The 16033-nt window shown below is 73.9% G+C and carries 15 protein-coding genes; 4 read left to right on the top strand and 11 right to left on the bottom strand.

What is annotated here, in order from left to right; all coding sequences use genetic code 11:
• Positions 1-35: 35 nt before the first annotated feature.
• From ABT129_RS25630 to ABT129_RS25615, 4 genes are all read right to left on the bottom strand, one after another.
• Positions 36-1466, bottom strand: coding sequence for a DUF2252 domain-containing protein (locus tag ABT129_RS25630; RefSeq protein ID WP_351905975.1), 1431 nt, complete (start codon positions 1464-1466; stop codon positions 36-38).
• A gap of 64 nt (positions 1467-1530) precedes the next feature.
• Positions 1531-1968, bottom strand: a complete 438-nt coding sequence (locus tag ABT129_RS25625) for a DUF7144 family membrane protein (RefSeq protein WP_502981902.1) — start codon at positions 1966-1968, stop codon at positions 1531-1533.
• Positions 1969-2008: 40 nt separating this feature from the next.
• A complete protein-coding gene (locus tag ABT129_RS25620) occupies positions 2009-2293 on the bottom strand; it encodes an SHOCT domain-containing protein (protein ID WP_351905972.1) in 285 nt (94 codons plus the stop codon).
• Between the two features lie 74 nt (positions 2294-2367).
• Positions 2368-2826 (bottom strand): DUF6325 family protein, encoded by a 459-nt coding sequence (locus ABT129_RS25615; protein WP_351906042.1) that lies wholly within the window; start codon positions 2824-2826, stop codon positions 2368-2370.
• A gap of 382 nt (positions 2827-3208) precedes the next feature.
• Here ABT129_RS25615 and ABT129_RS25610 point away from each other — a divergent pair, with 382 nt between their 5' ends.
• Positions 3209-4804 carry an alpha/beta hydrolase gene (locus ABT129_RS25610; protein WP_351905969.1) on the top strand — a complete coding sequence of 532 codons (1596 nt, stop codon included), beginning with the start codon at positions 3209-3211 and terminating at the stop codon, positions 4802-4804.
• 158 nt (positions 4805-4962) lie between these two features.
• Here ABT129_RS25610 and ABT129_RS25605 read toward each other — a convergent pair whose 3' ends face one another.
• Positions 4963-5580, bottom strand: a complete 618-nt coding sequence (locus ABT129_RS25605; protein ID WP_351905967.1) for a hypothetical protein — start codon at positions 5578-5580, stop codon at positions 4963-4965.
• A 185-nt stretch (positions 5581-5765) separates the two neighbouring features.
• Between ABT129_RS25605 and ABT129_RS25600 the strand changes: the two genes are divergently transcribed.
• Together ABT129_RS25600 and ABT129_RS25595 are read left to right on the top strand one after the other, a co-directional pair.
• A complete protein-coding gene (locus ABT129_RS25600; protein WP_351905964.1) occupies positions 5766-6890 on the top strand; it encodes a sensor histidine kinase in 1125 nt (374 codons plus the stop codon).
• The gene (locus tag ABT129_RS25595) at positions 6887-7549 is read left to right on the top strand and encodes a response regulator (protein ID WP_351905962.1); all 663 of its coding nucleotides are present in this window, start codon (positions 6887-6889) and stop codon (positions 7547-7549) included. The genes ABT129_RS25600 and ABT129_RS25595 overlap by 4 nt, the downstream gene beginning before the upstream one ends.
• Positions 7550-7622: 73 nt before the next feature.
• Here the strand turns inward: ABT129_RS25595 and ABT129_RS25590 are convergent, their stop codons facing one another.
• The 5 genes from ABT129_RS25590 to ABT129_RS25570 all read right to left on the bottom strand — a co-directional run bounded on the left by ABT129_RS25590 (position 7623) and on the right by ABT129_RS25570 (position 12979).
• Positions 7623-8390, bottom strand: a complete 768-nt coding sequence (locus ABT129_RS25590) for an ABC transporter ATP-binding protein (protein WP_351906039.1) — start codon at positions 8388-8390, stop codon at positions 7623-7625.
• A 125-nt stretch (positions 8391-8515) separates the two neighbouring features.
• Complete coding sequence (locus tag ABT129_RS25585) at positions 8516-9502, bottom strand: ABC transporter ATP-binding protein (RefSeq protein ID WP_351905959.1); 987 nt, start codon at positions 9500-9502, stop codon at positions 8516-8518.
• Positions 9503-9516: 14 nt separating this feature from the next.
• The gene (locus ABT129_RS25580) at positions 9517-10395 is read right to left on the bottom strand and encodes an ABC transporter permease (RefSeq protein WP_351905956.1); all 879 of its coding nucleotides are present in this window, start codon (positions 10393-10395) and stop codon (positions 9517-9519) included.
• Positions 10392-11345 (bottom strand): ABC transporter permease, encoded by a 954-nt coding sequence (locus ABT129_RS25575; protein WP_351905953.1) that lies wholly within the window; start codon positions 11343-11345, stop codon positions 10392-10394. Before ABT129_RS25575 ends, ABT129_RS25580 begins: the two co-directional genes overlap by 4 nt.
• Positions 11342-12979 carry an ABC transporter substrate-binding protein gene (locus tag ABT129_RS25570; RefSeq protein WP_351905950.1) on the bottom strand — a complete coding sequence of 546 codons (1638 nt, stop codon included), beginning with the start codon at positions 12977-12979 and terminating at the stop codon, positions 11342-11344. The genes ABT129_RS25575 and ABT129_RS25570 overlap by 4 nt, the downstream gene beginning before the upstream one ends.
• 131 nt (positions 12980-13110) lie before the next feature.
• Here ABT129_RS25570 and ABT129_RS25565 point away from each other — a divergent pair, with 131 nt between their 5' ends.
• A complete protein-coding gene (locus tag ABT129_RS25565; protein ID WP_351905947.1) occupies positions 13111-14247 on the top strand; it encodes a LacI family DNA-binding transcriptional regulator in 1137 nt (378 codons plus the stop codon).
• Between the two features lie 81 nt (positions 14248-14328).
• Here ABT129_RS25565 and ABT129_RS25560 read toward each other — a convergent pair whose 3' ends face one another.
• Entirely contained in the window at positions 14329-15963 is a 1635-nt protein-coding gene (locus ABT129_RS25560; RefSeq protein WP_351905944.1) for an amidohydrolase, read from the bottom strand.
• Positions 15964-16033: the final 70 nt, after the last annotated feature.

Below are 16033 nucleotides of genomic sequence, written 5' to 3'. Positions count from 1 at the left end.
ACGGAACGCGGCGCAGCCCTCGGGGCCTTCCCGGGTCAGGACGCCGGCACTTCCTCCGCCGGCAGCCGGCCCGTGGCCACCGCGTCGACCAGGGCCTGGTGGTCGTGCTCGTTCTGGTCGGCGTAGGCCTCCGCGAACTGTGCGAGGGCCCGGTCGAAGGAGGTCCCGCCGCCGAGGTACGCGGCGATCGCGATCCGGTCTCCGGACCGCGCGTGCGCCCGCGCCAGCGTCACTCCGCACAGTTCGCCGAACGCCTCCATGTCCTTGGGCCGCATCCGCTCGGGCATGGCGATGCCCTTCCAGTCGCGCAACTGGCGGATGTAGAAGTCGCGCTTCCTGCCGTCGATGCCGTCCACCCGCTCCCAGCCGAGGAAGATGTCGCTGGCGGCCTGCATCAACCGCTGTCCCGACACCACCCGCTCGCCCTGGTTGCGGTACATGCTCGCGCCGACGTGGGCGGCGAGCACGGAGGTGTCGGCCTCCTTGGCCTGGAGGAAGAGCGGGTCCTCGTCGTCCCGGCCGAGCAGCAGGAAGATCCAGCAGCGGGTCCCCACGCTGCCGACGCCGACCACCTTGCGCGCCACGTCCGCCAGGCGGTACTCCTCCAGGAGCGTGCGCCGGTCGGAGCTCAGGGTGCGGACGTACCGCCTGATCAGGGCACGGAACTGGCGTTCCAGCTCGGTGCGCTCGACATCCGGGAGGATGTCGCCGATGGGGACGAGCAGCGGGGGATCGGCCGCGATCACGGGCCGGCCGTCGACCGTCTCGGTGACCTTGGCGAAGGCCTGCAGGCTGTCCCGGGTACGGGCCTTCGCCATGGCGCGGGCCAGGTTGCGCTGACCGCGCCGCCGGAGCCGGTCGGCGGCCAGGGACTCCAGACGGTCCGAGTCGATCTTGGCGTACCAGACGTCGATGGTGCGCATGCCGGCGAAGCGGGTCATCGCCTCCCGGTACGAACGGACCGTGCTCCGGACGATGTCGGCGCGCTCGACGTCGTCGAAGCCGTTCGCCCGGCCCGCGATGACGAGGCTCGCCGACAGCCGCTTGACGTCCCACTCCCAGGGCCCCGGCAGGGTCTCGTCGAAGTCGTTGATGTCGAACATCAACCGTCGCTCCGGCGAGGCGAGCAGACGGAAGTTCAGCATGTGCGCGTCCCCGCACAGCTGGGCCGTGAACCCCGAGCGCGGCGTGGCGGCCAGGTCGGAGGCCATGATGGCGGCGGCGCCCCGGTAGAACCGGAACGGGGACTCCGTCATCCGGGCGTACCGGATCGGGACCAGCTCGGGCACCCGTGTGGCGGACTGGGCCTCCAGGATCGTGAGCGGGTCCGGCCGGTGGGGTGACGGCCGGTACTCGGCGTGGCTCGACCGAGGTGCGCCGCGCCGGGCCTCCTTGCCGAGAGCCGCGCGTTCCTCGGGCGTGGCGTGGGCCGCCTCACGCGTCGCCGAAGTCGTCTTCCGGGGCATCGAAAGCCCTCCTGCCTGGCCCGTCGAACCGTCGTCGGAGTGCGCCCGGGGTTTCACCCCCGGGTCACGTCTGCGGCAGCCGGGGAGCCGCGCACAGCGCCCAGATGACGATGACGTCGATGGCGATCAGGAGCATCGCCCAGAACGGGTAGTAGGGCAGCCACATGAAGTTCGCGATCATGCCCAGACCCGCCAGCGCGACGCCGATCATCCGGGCCCACAGGGCTCCCTTGAACAGGGCGAAACCCGCGAGCAGCATGATGATGCCGAGGATGAGGTGGACCCAGCCCCAGCCGGTCAGGCTGAACTGGTACACGTAGTTGCGGGTGGTGACGAACAGGTCGTCCTTGGCGATGCCGGCGATCCCCTGGAACAGGGTCATCAGCCCGACGAAGATCATGAGGACCGCGGCGAAGACCACCCACCCACCGACGACGGGACCGCTCCCGCCGTGGCCGCGCGCCGTCCCGCCCTGCTGGGTTCCGCTCGTGTTGCTGGTCATGGGGCTCTCCTTGGGAAACGGACGACCTGGGCGGAGGCGGTCACGGGCCGAGGATCCGGCTCTTCTGGGCCGCGAACTCCTCCTCGGTGAGGACGCCTTGCGCCTTCAGCTCGCCGAGGTCCTTGAGCTGGGCGATCCTGCTGCTCATGTCGTCGGCGGGTGCGGGCGCCGGCGCGGCGGCCGGTGCCGCCGCGTACTGCGGGGGCGGCGCCGTCTCCTGCTGCGCCCAGCGCCCGGCCTGACGCCGTGAGACGCGGTTGGAGACGGCGGTCGCCGTCCCGGCCACCACCGCGGTCCGCGCGACCCCTCGAAGAAGTCCTGGCATGACGGTTGTCTCCTTGCCTCTGCCCGAGCCCTGCCTCTGCCCCGGCGGTACTCCGCCCGAGTGAATCCCGTTCCTCAGGTGTCACCGTCGCCCGTCCCGGGCTCCTCGGCGTCGAGCGAGGCCAGGAGCGCCTGTACGGGGATACGGCCGCCGGCCACCAACTGCGCGCCGCTGCGCCGCAGCGCCCGTGCGAGGGGAGCGGCCCACAGGTTCTCGTACACCAGGATCCCGGCCGAACTGCCGGGCTGCAGGGCGGTGCCGGCCTCCAGGACGTCGTCCTCACCGAGGAGCCCGGACGAGGCGCCCTCGAACACCGACAGGTCGAGTTCGCCGTCACCGTCGAGGTCCTTCAGCTCCACGACGACGACACCCCCGTCGAGGTCCTTCCTGATGAACAGGAGGTCGAGGATGCGGACGATGCCGCGGTCGACCAGGTCGAGGAGGAGGGTGAACCCCTCGCCCGTCATCCGGTTGCCCGGGAACTCGACGACCAGATAGTCGACCGGTCCCATGTCCTCGAAGTCGTCGCTCATGTCCAGCTCGCTCATGACCACTCCACACCCGCTGTTTGGATGCCGTGACGGCTTCCGGCCTCGTCCGCCGTCGTGTGGGGGAAGGCAAGATCCGACGGAACGCTCCCTCCATTGCAACAGCCGCCGGACGGCTTCGCACCTTTACGTCAGGGGCCGCCCCACCCCCTCCTGGAGGGGCGTGTCCGGGGCCTTCGGCGAGCCGGAACGCGGACCCCCGACGCGAAAACGGCGGGCCGGGTTCTCCGCATCGGGAACCATTCGCCGCGGCCCGCTCCTCCTGGGGTCTGACGGGAATCCGGCCTCGGGAGGGATTCGTCCAACTCCCTTCTGAGCAAAGGTGCGTGAGACGAATCCCTTCACCTCCCCAAGGACCTGACGCACTGTGAGAAGCAGACGAACGGCATCCGTCGTGGCCATCGGCGCCCTCGCGACACTCATACCCGCGCTCACGCCGGCGGCCGCCGCCCCGGCCGTCCCGGCGCCCAGGGCGGCCGTCGATCCCCTGAAGCCGTACACACAGCAGAAGCCGCGCTGGAAGCGCTGCGACGCCGAAGCGCCGGCGGCGTACGAGTGCGCGACGATCAGGGTTCCGCTCGACTACACGCGCCCCGGTGGCCGGAAGCTCGACATCGCGGTGTCCCGGACGAAGGCGACCGACCCCCGGGCCCGGCGCGGTGTGCTCCTGCTGAACCCCGGAGGTCCCGGCGGCTCGGGCCTCGACATGCCCCTGTGGCTGGCCCCGGAGCTGCCGGACGCCGTCAAGCGGACGTACGACCTGATCGGCTTCGACCCCCGGGGCGTGGGCCGGAGCTCCCCGGTGAGCTGTGGCCTGAACGGCGACGAGCTGAACTGGCAGCGCCCCTACAAGGCGGCCACGTTCGACAAGGACGTCCGGTGGGCGCGGACCGTGGCGGCGAAGTGCCGGGCGAAGGGCGGCGGCGTCCTGCCCCACCTGACCACCCGCAACACGGCGCGGGACCTCGACGTGATCCGTGCCGCGCTCGGCGAGAAGAAGATCTCGTACCTGGGGTACTCCTACGGCACCTACCTCGGTGCCGTCTACACGCAGATGTTCCCGCGGCGGTCCGACCGCTTCGTCCTGGACAGCGCGGTCGACCCGGCGCGGATCTGGCGCGGCATGATCCAGGTGTGGGCGGAGGGCGCGGAACCGGCGTTCACCCGGTGGAGCGCCTGGACCGCCGAACGGCACGCGACGTACGGGCTCGGGGACACCCCGGCCAAGGTCCGCACGACCTTCTGGGACCTCGTCGCCCGGGCGGACCGTCAGCCGATCGAGCTCGACGGCACGCTCCTGACCGGCGACGACATCCGCTCCGGGCGGGCCGAGTTCTTCGACGTGGCGACCGCCGCGGAGACCGTCGCCCGGCTCAGGAAGGCCGCCGAGGGCGGGACCCCGGCGCCGGCGCGGTCGTGGCCGGGCACGTCGCCGAGCCCCGTCCCGCCCACGTTCGCCCGCGCCGTCCCCTCGGACAACATGGACGCGAGCTTCTGGGCCGTCGTCTGCGCCGACACCCGCGCCTGGCCGCGTGACCCGGAGCAGTACCGCCGCGACGCCGTCCGCGACAAGGCCAGGTACCCGCTGTACGGCGACTTCGCGTCCCACATCAAGCCGTGCGCGTTCTGGGGGAACGGGTCCGAACCCGCCACCGAGGTGAACAACACCGTCGGAGCGCTCATCCTGCAGAACGAGTGGGACTCCCAGACACCGCTGGTCAGCGGCCAGGGGCTGCGCCGCACCCTGAAGGGCTCCCGGATGGTCACGGTCCTCGGAGGCCAGGGCCACGGCGTCTACGGCTCCGGGTCCTGCGCCGACGGCACCGCCACGGCCTATCTCGTGACGGGCAGGCTGCCCGCCGCGGACGTGACGTGCCAGGCCTCGCCGGCCCAGGCCCAGAACCGTCTGGAGCTGCCCCTGCCGACACCCCCGGGCATCCCGGGCGGGCGGCTCGGCCTCTGACCGGCACGCCGAGCCCCTGATGACCGGGGACCCGGCCCGCCGTTGACCGGCACCCGTCCCTCTCCCACCGTGTCGTGCGCCGCGGAGTCTCACGGGCCCACTCCGGAGACTCCCGGCGCCCCGGACGTCCCCGCGACCCGAGGGAACGCCACCGGGGTTCACCGGCGCCGCAGGGTGCGACGGGCGTGGTCGAAGGTGACGGCCGCCAGCAGCGGACCCCAGGCGACCAGGGGGAGGTAGGCGGCGGTCATCACCAGGCCGGCGAAGCCCTGCGGCGCGTCGGGGGAACCCAGGTTGTCGGGGCCGTACCACTGGAGGGCGCCGAAGACGCCTCCGGCGGTGAGGACCAGGGATCCCAGGGCCGCCGGGACGATCGCGGCGAGCGGGTGGACCCGGCGGCCGCCGATCAGGGGGAACCCGCGCGGTACCACCCGCCCCCAGGGGCGGACCAGACCGAGCGTGAGGAAGGCCAGTACCTCGGCGAGCGTGCTCAGGGTGAGCATGGAGAAGGTGCCCCACCCGATGACGTCCGCGTGGAGCAGGGCGAGCGCCTCGCCGGAGAACCCCATCGGAGCGCCGAAGGCGAACGCGATGCGCCATAGCCCGGACGGCACCGTCGACCAGACCGCCGCCTTGGCGGCGCGCACGGCCCAGCGGGGGGCGGGGGCGATGTCCGCCGGGTCGGCCGGACGACGGCCGGGCCGGCCGGCCGGGTGGAAGGAGGACCGGCCGGCGGGCTCGGCGGCGGTACGGGAGGACTGCGTGGTGTCGAGCATCGGGGCGACTCCTCTTCCGGGCGGCCCGGTCGGCCGCTTCGATGCCTCGACTCTGCGGGTCGGCGCGGGGGTGACGGCAGATGCCGTTCGGGCCGTCCCGGGTGCCCGGCGGGGGCCGGGCATGTGCCGATCGGCACAGGCGTCGCGGTCTGATGATCCGTAAAGTGGGGCGCATGTGGGGGGACATGACGACCGGACGGGTACTCGTGGCCGCGGCCGTACCGGGGGTGGCGTTGCTCGGACTCGCGGTGCCGCGAAGACGGCGGACGCGTGGGGCGGCCCGGGCCGCCCCCGCCCTCACGACCGGGGCGGTCTCGCTGACGGTCACCGCGGGGACATGGCTCCTCGGCCGGTGGTCGGAGGCAGACCGGTGGCCCGCCCTGGTGGGACTGGCCGAACTTGCCTCGCTGGTGGGGCTGGTGGTCCTCGCGGTACGGGGTGGCCGGTGGTGGCACGGAGCGATGGCCACGGTGACCGCCGGCCTCGCGGTGGCGCTCTGGCCGACCCGCTTCGGGCCGCTCGACGGTCCGGGCGACCTGCTCGGCTTCGGCGGGTTCGGCGCGGCCCTCGTCGTTCCTGCGGCGCTCGCCGGGCTGTACCTGCGCGGGCTCGACACCACCCGGCGCCGCTCGGTGCGGGAGGCGCGCCGCGATCAGCGACTCGCCCTCGCCCACGACCTGCACGACTTCGTGGCGCACGACGTCAGCGGCATGGTCGCCCTCGCGCAGGCCGGGACGGTCCTGGCGGCCACGGACCCGGCCCGGGCGGCGGAGCTCTTCGGGCGGATCGAGCAGGCCGGGCAGCAGGCGCTCGGCTCGCTGGACCGGACCGTCGACCTGCTGCGGACACCGGAGCCGGGGCGGGGCGCCCGGGCGGGGGACGGGACCGGGGCGGAGCGCGGAGCCGAGCGTCTGCCGCAGCCGGGCCTCGACGAACTCCCGGTGCTGGTCGAGCGGTTCGCGGCCTCCGGGGGCGCCGACGTGCGCCTTGAGCTCCTTCCGGCGGATACGGAGGTGCCGCGCGAGGTGGCGGCCACGGCGTACCGGATCGTCGTCGAGGCGCTGACCAACGTCCGGCGGCACGCGCCCGCCGCGCGTGCCGTCACGGTGCGGGTGCGGAGCGCCGGTGGCCGGATCGAGGTCATGGTGAGCGACGACGGCACCGGCGCCCACGCGTCGGGACGCCGCCGGGGCGGGAGCGGCCTCGCCGGTCTGGCCGCCAGGGTGGAGGCGCTGAGCGGCACGCTCACCGCCGCCCGCAACGAAGGCGGCTGGCAGGTCGCCGCGACGATGCCCCTGGAGGGCCGATGAGCATCAGGGTTCTGCTGGCCGACGACGACGAGGCGATCCGCAGCGCGTACGCGATCATCCTCGGCGCCCAGCCGGACATCGAGGTGGTCGGGGCGGCCGCCGACGGCCTGGAGGCGCTCGAACTCGCCGGACGGCTCCGCCCGGACGTCGTCCTCGCGGACATCCGCATGCCCCGGCTCGACGGCCTGGAGCTGACCAGGCGCCTGGCGGAGGACGTCCGCGTGGTCGTCGTGACGACCTTCGACCTCGACGCGTACGTGCACACCGCCCTGCGGGCCGGCGCGGCGGGCTTCCTGCTCAAGCGCTCGGGCCCGGCGCTCCTGGCGGAGGCGGTGCGGGCGGCGGTGGCAGGCGACGCGCTGATCAGCCCCCAGATCACCGTCCGGCTGCTGAAGCGGCTCTCCCCGGAGCCCGCGCCGGAGGAGCGCGCCCGGGCGGCGGAGGCGCCGAGCGGCGTCGAGGCGCTGACCGCCCGGGAGCGCGAGATCGCCGGACTCGTGGGCGACGGGGCCACCAACGCCGAGATCGGCGCGGCCCTGTTCATCTCGCCCGGGACGGTGAAGAACCACCTCGCCACGATCCAGCGCAAGGTCGGGGCCCGCAACCGGGTCGGCGTCGCCGCCTGGGCGTGGGAGCACGCCCGCCCGCCCGTCCGCTGAGAGCGGCGCCTGCCCCCCGGGGGGGCATGACAGCCGCCGTCGTCCGCCCCTTCGTCCGGGCGCCGCAGACCCGTCACCGGCCTGCGGGGAAGCGGCCCCGGCGGGGGACCGAGTCCAGGAGCAGGCGGGTGTATGGGTGTTCCGGAGCCGACAGGACCCGCGAGGCCGGGCCCGTCTCCACGGCCCGGCCGGACCTGAGCACGAGGACCTCGTCGGCGATGTGCCGCACCACCGCCAGGTCGTGGGTGACGAAGAGGTAGCCGATGCCCGACTCGCGGCGGATCGCGCCGAGGAGTTCGAGGATCTGGGCCTGGATCGACACGTCGAGCGCGGCGACGGCCTCGTCGAGGACGAGGACCCGGGGTTCCACGGCGAGCGCGCGGGCGATCGCCACGCGCTGCCGCTGGCCGCCCGACAGACCGCGGGGGAGGGCGGCGGCCTCGCGCGTGCCGAGGCCGACCTGGTCCAGGAGTTCGGCGACCCTGGCCCGGCGTCCTGCCGGGCCGAGGGCGGTGTGGAGGCGCAGGACCTCGTCCAGGCAGCCCGAGACGGTCACCCGGGGGTCGAGCGAGAGGTACGGGTCCTGGAAGACCATCTGGATCTCCCGGGCCCTGGCCAGCCGTTCGGCCCGTCCCCGGGGCCGCGCGGAGCGGTCCCGGCCGTCCAGGCGGACGGTGCCGCCGTCCGGGCGCTCCAGGCCTACGAGCATCCGCACGGTGGTGGTCTTGCCGCTGCCGGACTCCCCGACGAGGGCGAGGGAGGCCCCGGGCGCCAGGGTGAAGGACACGCCGTCGACCGCCGTGTGGTCCCCGAACCGCTTCCGCAGCCCCTCGACGACCAGCCCCTCGACGGCCGGGTCTCGGGCGGCCTGGCCTTCGCCGACCGGGCCTTCGCCGACCTGGCCTCGGGCGGCCGGGTTCTCGACGACCGGGCCTTCGGCGCCCGGTCCCCCCTTCGCTGAGACGGTCACAGCGTGATCCCTTCGTCGGCGCGGTGGCAGGCGGCGAGTCCGTCGCCGTGCCGGGCGAGCACGGGCCTCTCCTCGGAGCAGCGCGGCACCGCGTGGACGCAGCGCGCGGCGAAGGCGCACCCCGGCGGCGCCTCGGACAGGGAGACGGGCCGTCCGGGGATGGGCCGGGGCGGGGCCGCGTCCGCGGCGATGTCCGGCGTGCAGGCGAGCAGCCCGGCCGTGTACGGGTGGCGCGGCCGGTCGAACAGTTCGTCGGTGCCCCGCGTCTCCACGATCCGGCCCGCGTACATCACGTACACCCGGTCGCAGACCGTGGCGGCCAGGTCGAGGTCGTGGGTCACGAAGAGCAGGCCCGTGCCGCGCTCCGCCCGCAGTCCGGCGAGGAGCCCGACGATCTCCGCCTGGGTCGTGACGTCCAGGGCGGTGGTCGGCTCGTCGGCGACGATCAGCGCGGGTTCGGCCGCGAGGGCCGCCGCGATCACCACCCGCTGGAGCATGCCGCCGGAGAACTCGTGCGGACGGCGGCGCAGGGCGCCGCGCGGGTCGCGGATTCCCACCGCGTCGAGGAGGTCGAGGGCCCGAGCGGTCGCCGCGGCGGCCGGGGTGCCGGCCGCGCGGAGCCCCTCGGTGAGGAAGTCGCCGACGCGGCGCAGCGGGTTCACGGAGGCGCGCGGGTCCTGGTGGACCATCGCGACCTGCCGGACCCGCAGCGCGGTCAGTTCCGCGCGGTTCATGGCGAGGACGTCCCGGCCGGCCACCCGGACCTCGCCGCTGGTGCGCGCGCCCGCCGGCAGCAGGCCCAGGACACTGCGGCAGGCCACGGACTTGCCCGAGCCGGACTCGCCGACCAGACCGACGCTCTCCCCGGGCGCCACCCGGAGCCCGACACCGTCGAGGATCGGCCGCGCGGCGCGGTCGCCGGCGAGCCGGACCTCGAGCCCGTCGATCTCCAGGACCGGGTCCGTGTCTCTCTGCTTCCTCATGTCCGGCATGCCGTTCACCGTTCCCGCCTCGCGATCCGGTCGGCGAGCCCCTCGCCGACGATGCCGAACGCCACCACGGCGAGCACGATGCACACGGAGGGCGCGAGGGCGGGCAGCATCGCCCCCTGCTGGACGGCCGCCTGGCCTTCGTTGATCATGGCGCCCCAGTCGGCGGTCGGCGGCTGCACGCCGAAGCCGAGGTACGAGAGCGCCGCCAGGTCCATCAGCGCGTACCCGAAGTTCATCGCGGACTGGGCGAGGACGGTGGGGGCGATGTTGGGCAGCAGGTGGCGCAGGCAGACGGTCCAGCCGGACCAGCCCTGCACCCGGTAGGCCTCGATGTACGGCCGGGCCTTCTCCTGGCGTGCGATGCCGCGCACCAGGCGTCCCACGTACGGCGTGTAGGCCACCGCCATGGCGATCACCGGCGCGGTCATCCCGGAGCCGACGACGGAGACGAGCAGGATCGCGAGCAGCAGCCCCGGGACGGCGAAGACCATGTCCATCGAGCGGGACAGGAGCGAGTCCGCCCAGCCGCCGCGCCAGGCCGCCACCACGCCGACTGCGGTGCCGAGCAGGGTGGAGACGCCGACGACGAGCAGGGGACCGAGCAGGCCGGTGCGGGCGCCGTGGATCAGCCGGGACAGGATGTCCCGCCCGGACTGGTCGGTGCCGAGCGGATGCTCGCCCGTGGTGCCGGTCAGGCTCGCCGACAGGTCGAGGACCTCGGGGTCGTACGGCGCGAGGACGGGGGCGAGGACGGCGACCAGGACGAGTGCGGCGAGCACCGCGACCGAGGCGGTGAACAGCGGTCCCCGGCCGAGGAGGCGCAGGGCGCGCAGGCCGGGCCTGCGGAGCGGGACGACGGGCGCCGGGGGCGCGGTGGTGGTCATGAGGAGCCTTCCCCGTGGAGGGACAGCCGGGGGTCGATGAGGGGGGCGAGCAGGTCGACGACGAGGTTGACGAGGACGAACGCGGCCACGCTGAGCAGGGTGATCGCCTGCACGACGGCGAAGTCCTTGGCCGAGACCGACTGCACGAGCAGGGAGCCGAGGCCGGGCACGTCGAAGGCGGTCTCGACGATCGAGGTGCTGATGAGGAGGCCGGCGAGCATGGTGCCGCCGACGGTGACGACCGGGCCGAGCGCGTTGCGCAGCACGTGCCGGCGGACCACGGTCCGCCCCGCGGCGCCACGGGCCCGCGCCACCTCCACGTGTTCCCGGCCGAGTTCGTCGAGCATCGCCGAGCGGGTCACCCGGGCGAGCAGACCGGCGAAGGTCAGGGCCAGGGCGACGGCCGGCAGGGTGAGGTGGTGGAGCCGTTCGGAGAACCCGGTGGGCGTGCCGCCGGGGCCCGGGAACCAGCCCAGCTGGACGGAGAACAGCGACACGAGCGCGATGGCGGTCACGAAGGAGGGTGTGGCCGTGGCGACGCCGGTGCCGAGGAGCACCGTCCGGTCGAGCGGGCCGGGCCGCAGCGCGGCGAGGATCCCGGCCCCCACGCCGACGAGGGCGACGAGCAGCGCCGCGTACCCGACGAGCAGGGCCGTGCCGGGCAGCCGGGAGCCGATGAGCGCGGCGACGTCCTGGTGGAACTGGGCGGAGGTGCCGAAGTCGCCCCGGAGGACGCCGCCGAGCCACTTCGCGTACTGCACGGCCAGCGGATCGTCCAGGTGGTACTGGGTGCGCAGGGCCGCCACGGCCTCGGGGGTCGCGGGGCGGCCGTGGAGCAGGAACGACACCGGGTCGCCGGGCGCCAGGTGGATGCTGCCGAAGACCACCAGGGAGGTCGTGAACAGCACCGCGACCAGGCCGAGGAGCCGTCCGACGAGGAAGCGGGTCATTTCTTCGCGGCCCCGATCGTCGCCGCCCACGGGTAGTACAGCTGGGCGATCCCGGTCGGGGCGCCGGTCACGCGCTTGCCGAGGAAGACGGTGTGGGGCGCCTCGTACAGGGGGATGACCGGGAGCTCGCGCATCGCGATCGTCTGCAGTCCGGCGGTCAGCTCCGCACGCCGGCCGGCGTCGGGCTCGGAGTTGGCCCGGTCGAAGGCGACGTCGAACTCGGCGTTCGACCACTTGCCGTAGTTCCCGAAGTCGCCGGTGCGCAGGTACTGGTAGAACTCCAGCGGATCGGGGGTGTTGTCGTACCCGCTGGTGATGACCAGGTCCAGGCCCTCGCGCGCGCTCGGGTCGACGAAGATGCTGCTGTACGCCTCCGGGGCGACGGACCTGAGCCTGACGTCGAGTCCGATCTGCCGTCCGGCGGCCTGGACGGCGTTGGCGACGACGCTGATCTCGGGGGCGAGCGTGCTGGTGACCAGGGTGATCGTGCGGCCGGCCGCACCCGCCTCCTGGACGAGCTTCTTCGCGGCCTCGACGTCGTACACGGGCTCCGGCTGGGTGTCGTACAGCGCGGCGGTCTTCTCGGGGGCCAGGGCCCAGGCGCCGCGCGCGGCGGGGGCCTTGGCGGGGACGCCGACGCCGCCGGCCGCGGCCTTGACGATGTTCTCGCGGTCGAGCGCCAGGGAGAGGGCCCTGCGGACCCTGAGGTCGCCGAGCGGGCCGTGGAAGTCGAGGACCGCGAGGTTCGACGCGGCGGTGTTGGGGCCGAAGAGGACCGTGCCCCTGCCGCTGGCGCGGAGCTGCCCGAGCGAGGAGGACGGCACCATGTAGCCGCCGTCGGCCGTGCCGGACAGGAAGGCGTTGGAGCGGGCCGCCGCGTCCTCGATGAAGGTGAACGTGACCTTCTCCGACTTGGGGGAGAGCTTCGGGTCCCAGTAGTCCGCGTGTTTCTTCAGGGTGATCTCGGAGCCCTGGGACCAGGTGTCGAGGGCGTACGGCCCGGTGCAGTTGATCTTTCCCTTGGGGGTGCCGTAGTCCTTGCCGGCCGCGGCGAGGGTGGCGGCGCTCTCGATGGTGCCGGGGGAGGCGGCCATCAGTTCGTGGAGCAGGATGTCGGGCTTGCCCAGCCGGAGCGTCACCTCCAGCGGTCCGGTTTTCTCGATCGCGTCGACGTTCTTGAAGGACGAGCCCCAGGGGGAGCCGGTCTCCGGGTCCATCTGCCGCCTGAGGGAGGCGACCACGTCGTCGGCGGTCATGGTCGTGCCGTCGTGGAACCTCACCCCGGGGCGCAGGGTGTAGACGAGCGTGCGCGGGTCGGGGCGGTCGTACTTCACGGCGAGGCCGGGCTCGATCCGCAGGTCGGGCGTGACCCGCAGGAGCTGCTCGCAGACGTTCGCGAGCACGGTGTTCGGCGGGTAGTCGTACGCGAGGGCGTAGTCGAGCGTGTACGGCTCGGCGTACAGGGACCAGGTGAAGGAGTCCAGCGGGCCCTGGGCGGGCGGCGACAGCGGAGTGACCTCGACGTCGGCGCCGCCGGCGGCGGCCCGGGGCGTCGTCGCGCCGGAACAGGCGCCGGTGGTCGCGGTGAGAGCGGCGGTACAGGCGAGAAGCGCGATGGTTCTGGACATGCGCATGCAGACCCACCCCTTTACGGGTGTAGTGACGGGCGCTGGGGGATGGAGCGAGTATTGATGCGGGAACGTTCCCGCACAACCCTCTGCGGGAACGGTTTTGCAAAGGTCGCGAGGGTGGCAGCATCAGTCCCATGACCGACGCCACACCGCACGGCGGGCAGCCCTCGCCGCCCCTCCCACGCGTCCGCCTCGTCGACGTGGCCCGCGAGGCGGGCCTCTCCAAGACGACCGTCTCGGCGGCACTGAACGGCACCGGCAGGCTCTCCCCCGAAGTACGGGAGAAGGCCCGCGAGACCGCGCGCAGAATGGGCTACCGGCCCAACGCCACCGCGCGCCATCTGCGCGCGGGACGGGCCAGACTGATCGGATACGTGGTCGGGGAGTTCGCCGAAGCCCCCTGGACCTTCCTGGAGTCGCCGTACTTCGCCCGGCTGACCGCGGCCACCGCGGCGACGTCGCTGCGACGCGGCTACGCCGTGGTGCTGCTGCCCGCCGGCTCCCTGCAGAGCGAGTGGGCCGACCTGTCGCTCGACGCGGTGGTCGTCGCCGACCCCGTCGCCGGGGACCCGGTCGTCGACGACCTCCTCGCCGCGCACATCCCCGTGTTCAGCGACCGCTCCGTGGAGGGGCGGCCCGGGGCGTACTGGGTGGACGTGGACGCCGGCGCCGCCGTGCGCGACGTCCTCGACCACGTCCGCGAGCAGGGCGCCCGCCGGCCCGTCCTCGTGGTGCCGGACAGCACCACCCGCTTCCACGACGAGGTGTTCGCCGCGCACCGCGCGTGGTGCGCCGCCCACGGTCTGCCGGAGCGGGTCGTCCGGGTCGCCGAACCCGGCAACGGACCGGTGGTGCGTGCCGTCGAGACGGCCCTCGCCGGAGCCGGGAGCCCCGGAGGACAGGGGCCCGGCGGTGAACGCCCCGACGGTGAACGCCCCGGCGGCGGACGCCCCGAGGACGAACACCCCGACGGCGAGCGTCCCGACGCCCTCGTCGTGGTGGCCGAGGCCAGTCCGCCCCTCGTCCTGGAGGCGGTCCGCCGGCACGGCTACCGGGTGCCCGACGACCTCCTCCTCGTGCTGGTGAGCGAGGACGTGACGGCCGAGCACACCGCACCGCCGGTGACGACCCTGAGCCTGCGCCCCGAGGCCGTGGCGGAGGCCGGGGTCGAGCACCTGGTGGCGGTCCTGGAGCACGGCCGCCGGGAGTCGGCCGGGACCCTCGTCCCGACCCGCCTCGACGTACGGGCCTCGTCCGTCCGGCCGGGGTAGGCCGTACGCGATCCGGGGGCCGGCCGGACCGGGGAGGGCCGGACCGGGACGTACGGGCCGGCCCTCCCCGGTCCGGTCCGGTCAGCGGGAGTGCACGAGCCGCCCGCCGACGTAGGTCCGTTCCACCCGGGCCTCGGCGATCTCCTCCGGAGGGCCGGTGAGGATGTCGCGGTCCAGGACGACGAGGTCGGCGAGGTTCCCGGCGCGCAGGCTGCCCGTGTCGTCGAGCCGGTTCACATGGGCGGTGCCCGCCGTGTACGCGGCGAGCGCCGTGGGCAGGTCGATCCGCTGCTCGGCGAGGAACACCCGGTCGTCGGCGGCCTCGGGGTCCCGGCGGTTGACGGCGACATGGACTCCGGCGATCGGGTCAGGGCTGCTCACCGGCCAGTCGCTGCCGGCCGCGAGGGTGGCGCCGGCCCGCACCAGATCGCCGAACGGGTACTGCCAGGCGGCCCGTTCGGGACCCAGGAAGGGGATGGTCAGCTCGTCCATCTGCGGCTCGTGCGCGGCCCACAGCGGCTGGATGTTCGCGAGCGCGCCCAGCTCGGCGAAGCGCGTGAGGTCCTCCGGGTGGACCACCTGGAGGTGGGCGAGGTGGTGGCGGTTGCCCCGGCGCCCGTTGGCGGCGATCGCCGCCTCCAGCGCGTCGAGGGCCTCGCGCACGGCCCGGTCGCCCAGGGCGTGGAAGTGGACCTGGAAGTCGAGGGCGTCGAGCTCCGTCACGTACCCGCGCAGCGCCCCCGGGTCGACGAAGCTCAGTCCGCTGTTGGCGGTGGCGCAGCCGCAGCCGTCCAGGTAGGGGGAGGTCATCGCGGCGGTGAAGTTCTCCGCGATCCCGTCCTGCATGATCTTCACCGAGCCCGCGCGGAACCGTCCGACGCTCAACTTCTCGCGCAGGGCGACCAGTTCGGGGATCTGCTCGGAGCCCCGGTCCCGGTCCCACCAGAGCGCGCCGGTCACCCGGGCGGTGAGCGAGCCGTCGCGGGCGGCGGTCGCATAGGCGTCCGAGGGGTCCGGCATCCCGCCGAACGAGCCGAGCAGCGCGTCCTGCCAGGCCGTGATGCCGAGCGAGTGCAGCAGCTCCTGGGCCCGCAGCAGACCGGCCAGCCGCTCCTCGGGGGTGGACGCCGGCTGCAGCCGGGAGACCAGGCCGATCGCGCCCTCCTGGAGCATGCCGCTGGGGGTGCCGTCCGGCTCCCGTTCGATGCGGCCGTCGGCGGGGTCGGGGGTGTCCGTGGTGATCCCGGCGAGTTCGAGCGCCCGGGTGTTGGCCCAGGCGCCGTGGTGATCCCGGTTCGACAGCAGGACCGGCCGGTCCGGGACGATCGCGTCGAGCGACTGCCGTGTGGGCAGCCCGCCCTCGAAGCTCTCCATCGACCAGCCGCCGCCGGTGATCCAGGTGTGCTCCGGGTGGGTGTCCGCGTACCCGCGGATCCGGTCCAGGTACTCCTGGACGCCGGTCGTGCCGGTCAGATCGCACTCCGCCAGCTCCTTGCCACCGGACACGGCGTGCACGTGGGCGTCCTGGAAGCCCGGCAGCAGCAGCTTTCCGGTCAGGTCGACGACCTCCGTACGGGGGCCGATCAGCTCCCGTACCTCGTCGTGCCCGACGGCCGCGATCCGCTCGCCGACGACGGCGAGCGAGGTCGCCCGGGTGCGGGCCGGATCCACCGTGAAGACGGGTCCGCGCGTGAAGACCAGATCGGCCGTGGTCATGGGGCGCTCCAGAGCGTGGGGTGACGGGTTGTTGGGCGCCATGCAAGCGGGACAGCCGTTTACACGTCAA

Source organism: Streptomyces sp. NPDC002057 (assembly GCF_040296665.1).
Lineage (GTDB): Bacteria > Actinomycetota > Actinomycetes > Streptomycetales > Streptomycetaceae > Streptomyces.
Note: the sequence above shows the minus strand (reverse complement) of the source record. Positions and strands in the feature narration are given on the sequence as shown.

Bases quoted from the DNA above. Each gene is read 5' to 3' on its own strand.
- ABT129_RS25630 (WP_351905975.1), bottom strand. From the start codon at position 1,466: ATGCCCCGGAAGACGACTTCGGCGACGCGTGAGGCGGCCCACGCCACG.
- ABT129_RS25625 (WP_502981902.1), bottom strand. From the start codon at position 1,968: ATGACCAGCAACACGAGCGGAACCCAGCAGGGCGGGACGGCGCGCGGC.
- ABT129_RS25620 (WP_351905972.1), bottom strand. From the start codon at position 2,293: ATGCCAGGACTTCTTCGAGGGGTCGCGCGGACCGCGGTGGTGGCCGGG.
- ABT129_RS25615 (WP_351906042.1), bottom strand. From the start codon at position 2,826: ATGAGCGACGACTTCGAGGACATGGGACCGGTCGACTATCTGGTCGTC.
- ABT129_RS25605 (WP_351905967.1), bottom strand. From the start codon at position 5,580: ATGCTCGACACCACGCAGTCCTCCCGTACCGCCGCCGAGCCCGCCGGC.
- ABT129_RS25600 (WP_351905964.1), top strand. From the start codon at position 5,766: ATGACGACCGGACGGGTACTCGTGGCCGCGGCCGTACCGGGGGTGGCG.
- ABT129_RS25595 (WP_351905962.1), top strand. From the start codon at position 6,887: ATGAGCATCAGGGTTCTGCTGGCCGACGACGACGAGGCGATCCGCAGC.
- ABT129_RS25585 (WP_351905959.1), bottom strand. From the start codon at position 9,502: ATGAGGAAGCAGAGAGACACGGACCCGGTCCTGGAGATCGACGGGCTC.
- ABT129_RS25580 (WP_351905956.1), bottom strand. From the start codon at position 10,395: ATGACCACCACCGCGCCCCCGGCGCCCGTCGTCCCGCTCCGCAGGCCC.
- ABT129_RS25575 (WP_351905953.1), bottom strand. From the start codon at position 11,345: ATGACCCGCTTCCTCGTCGGACGGCTCCTCGGCCTGGTCGCGGTGCTG.
- ABT129_RS25570 (WP_351905950.1), bottom strand. From the start codon at position 12,979: ATGCGCATGTCCAGAACCATCGCGCTTCTCGCCTGTACCGCCGCTCTC.
- ABT129_RS25565 (WP_351905947.1), top strand. From the start codon at position 13,111: ATGACCGACGCCACACCGCACGGCGGGCAGCCCTCGCCGCCCCTCCCA.
- ABT129_RS25560 (WP_351905944.1), bottom strand. From the start codon at position 15,963: ATGACCACGGCCGATCTGGTCTTCACGCGCGGACCCGTCTTCACGGTG.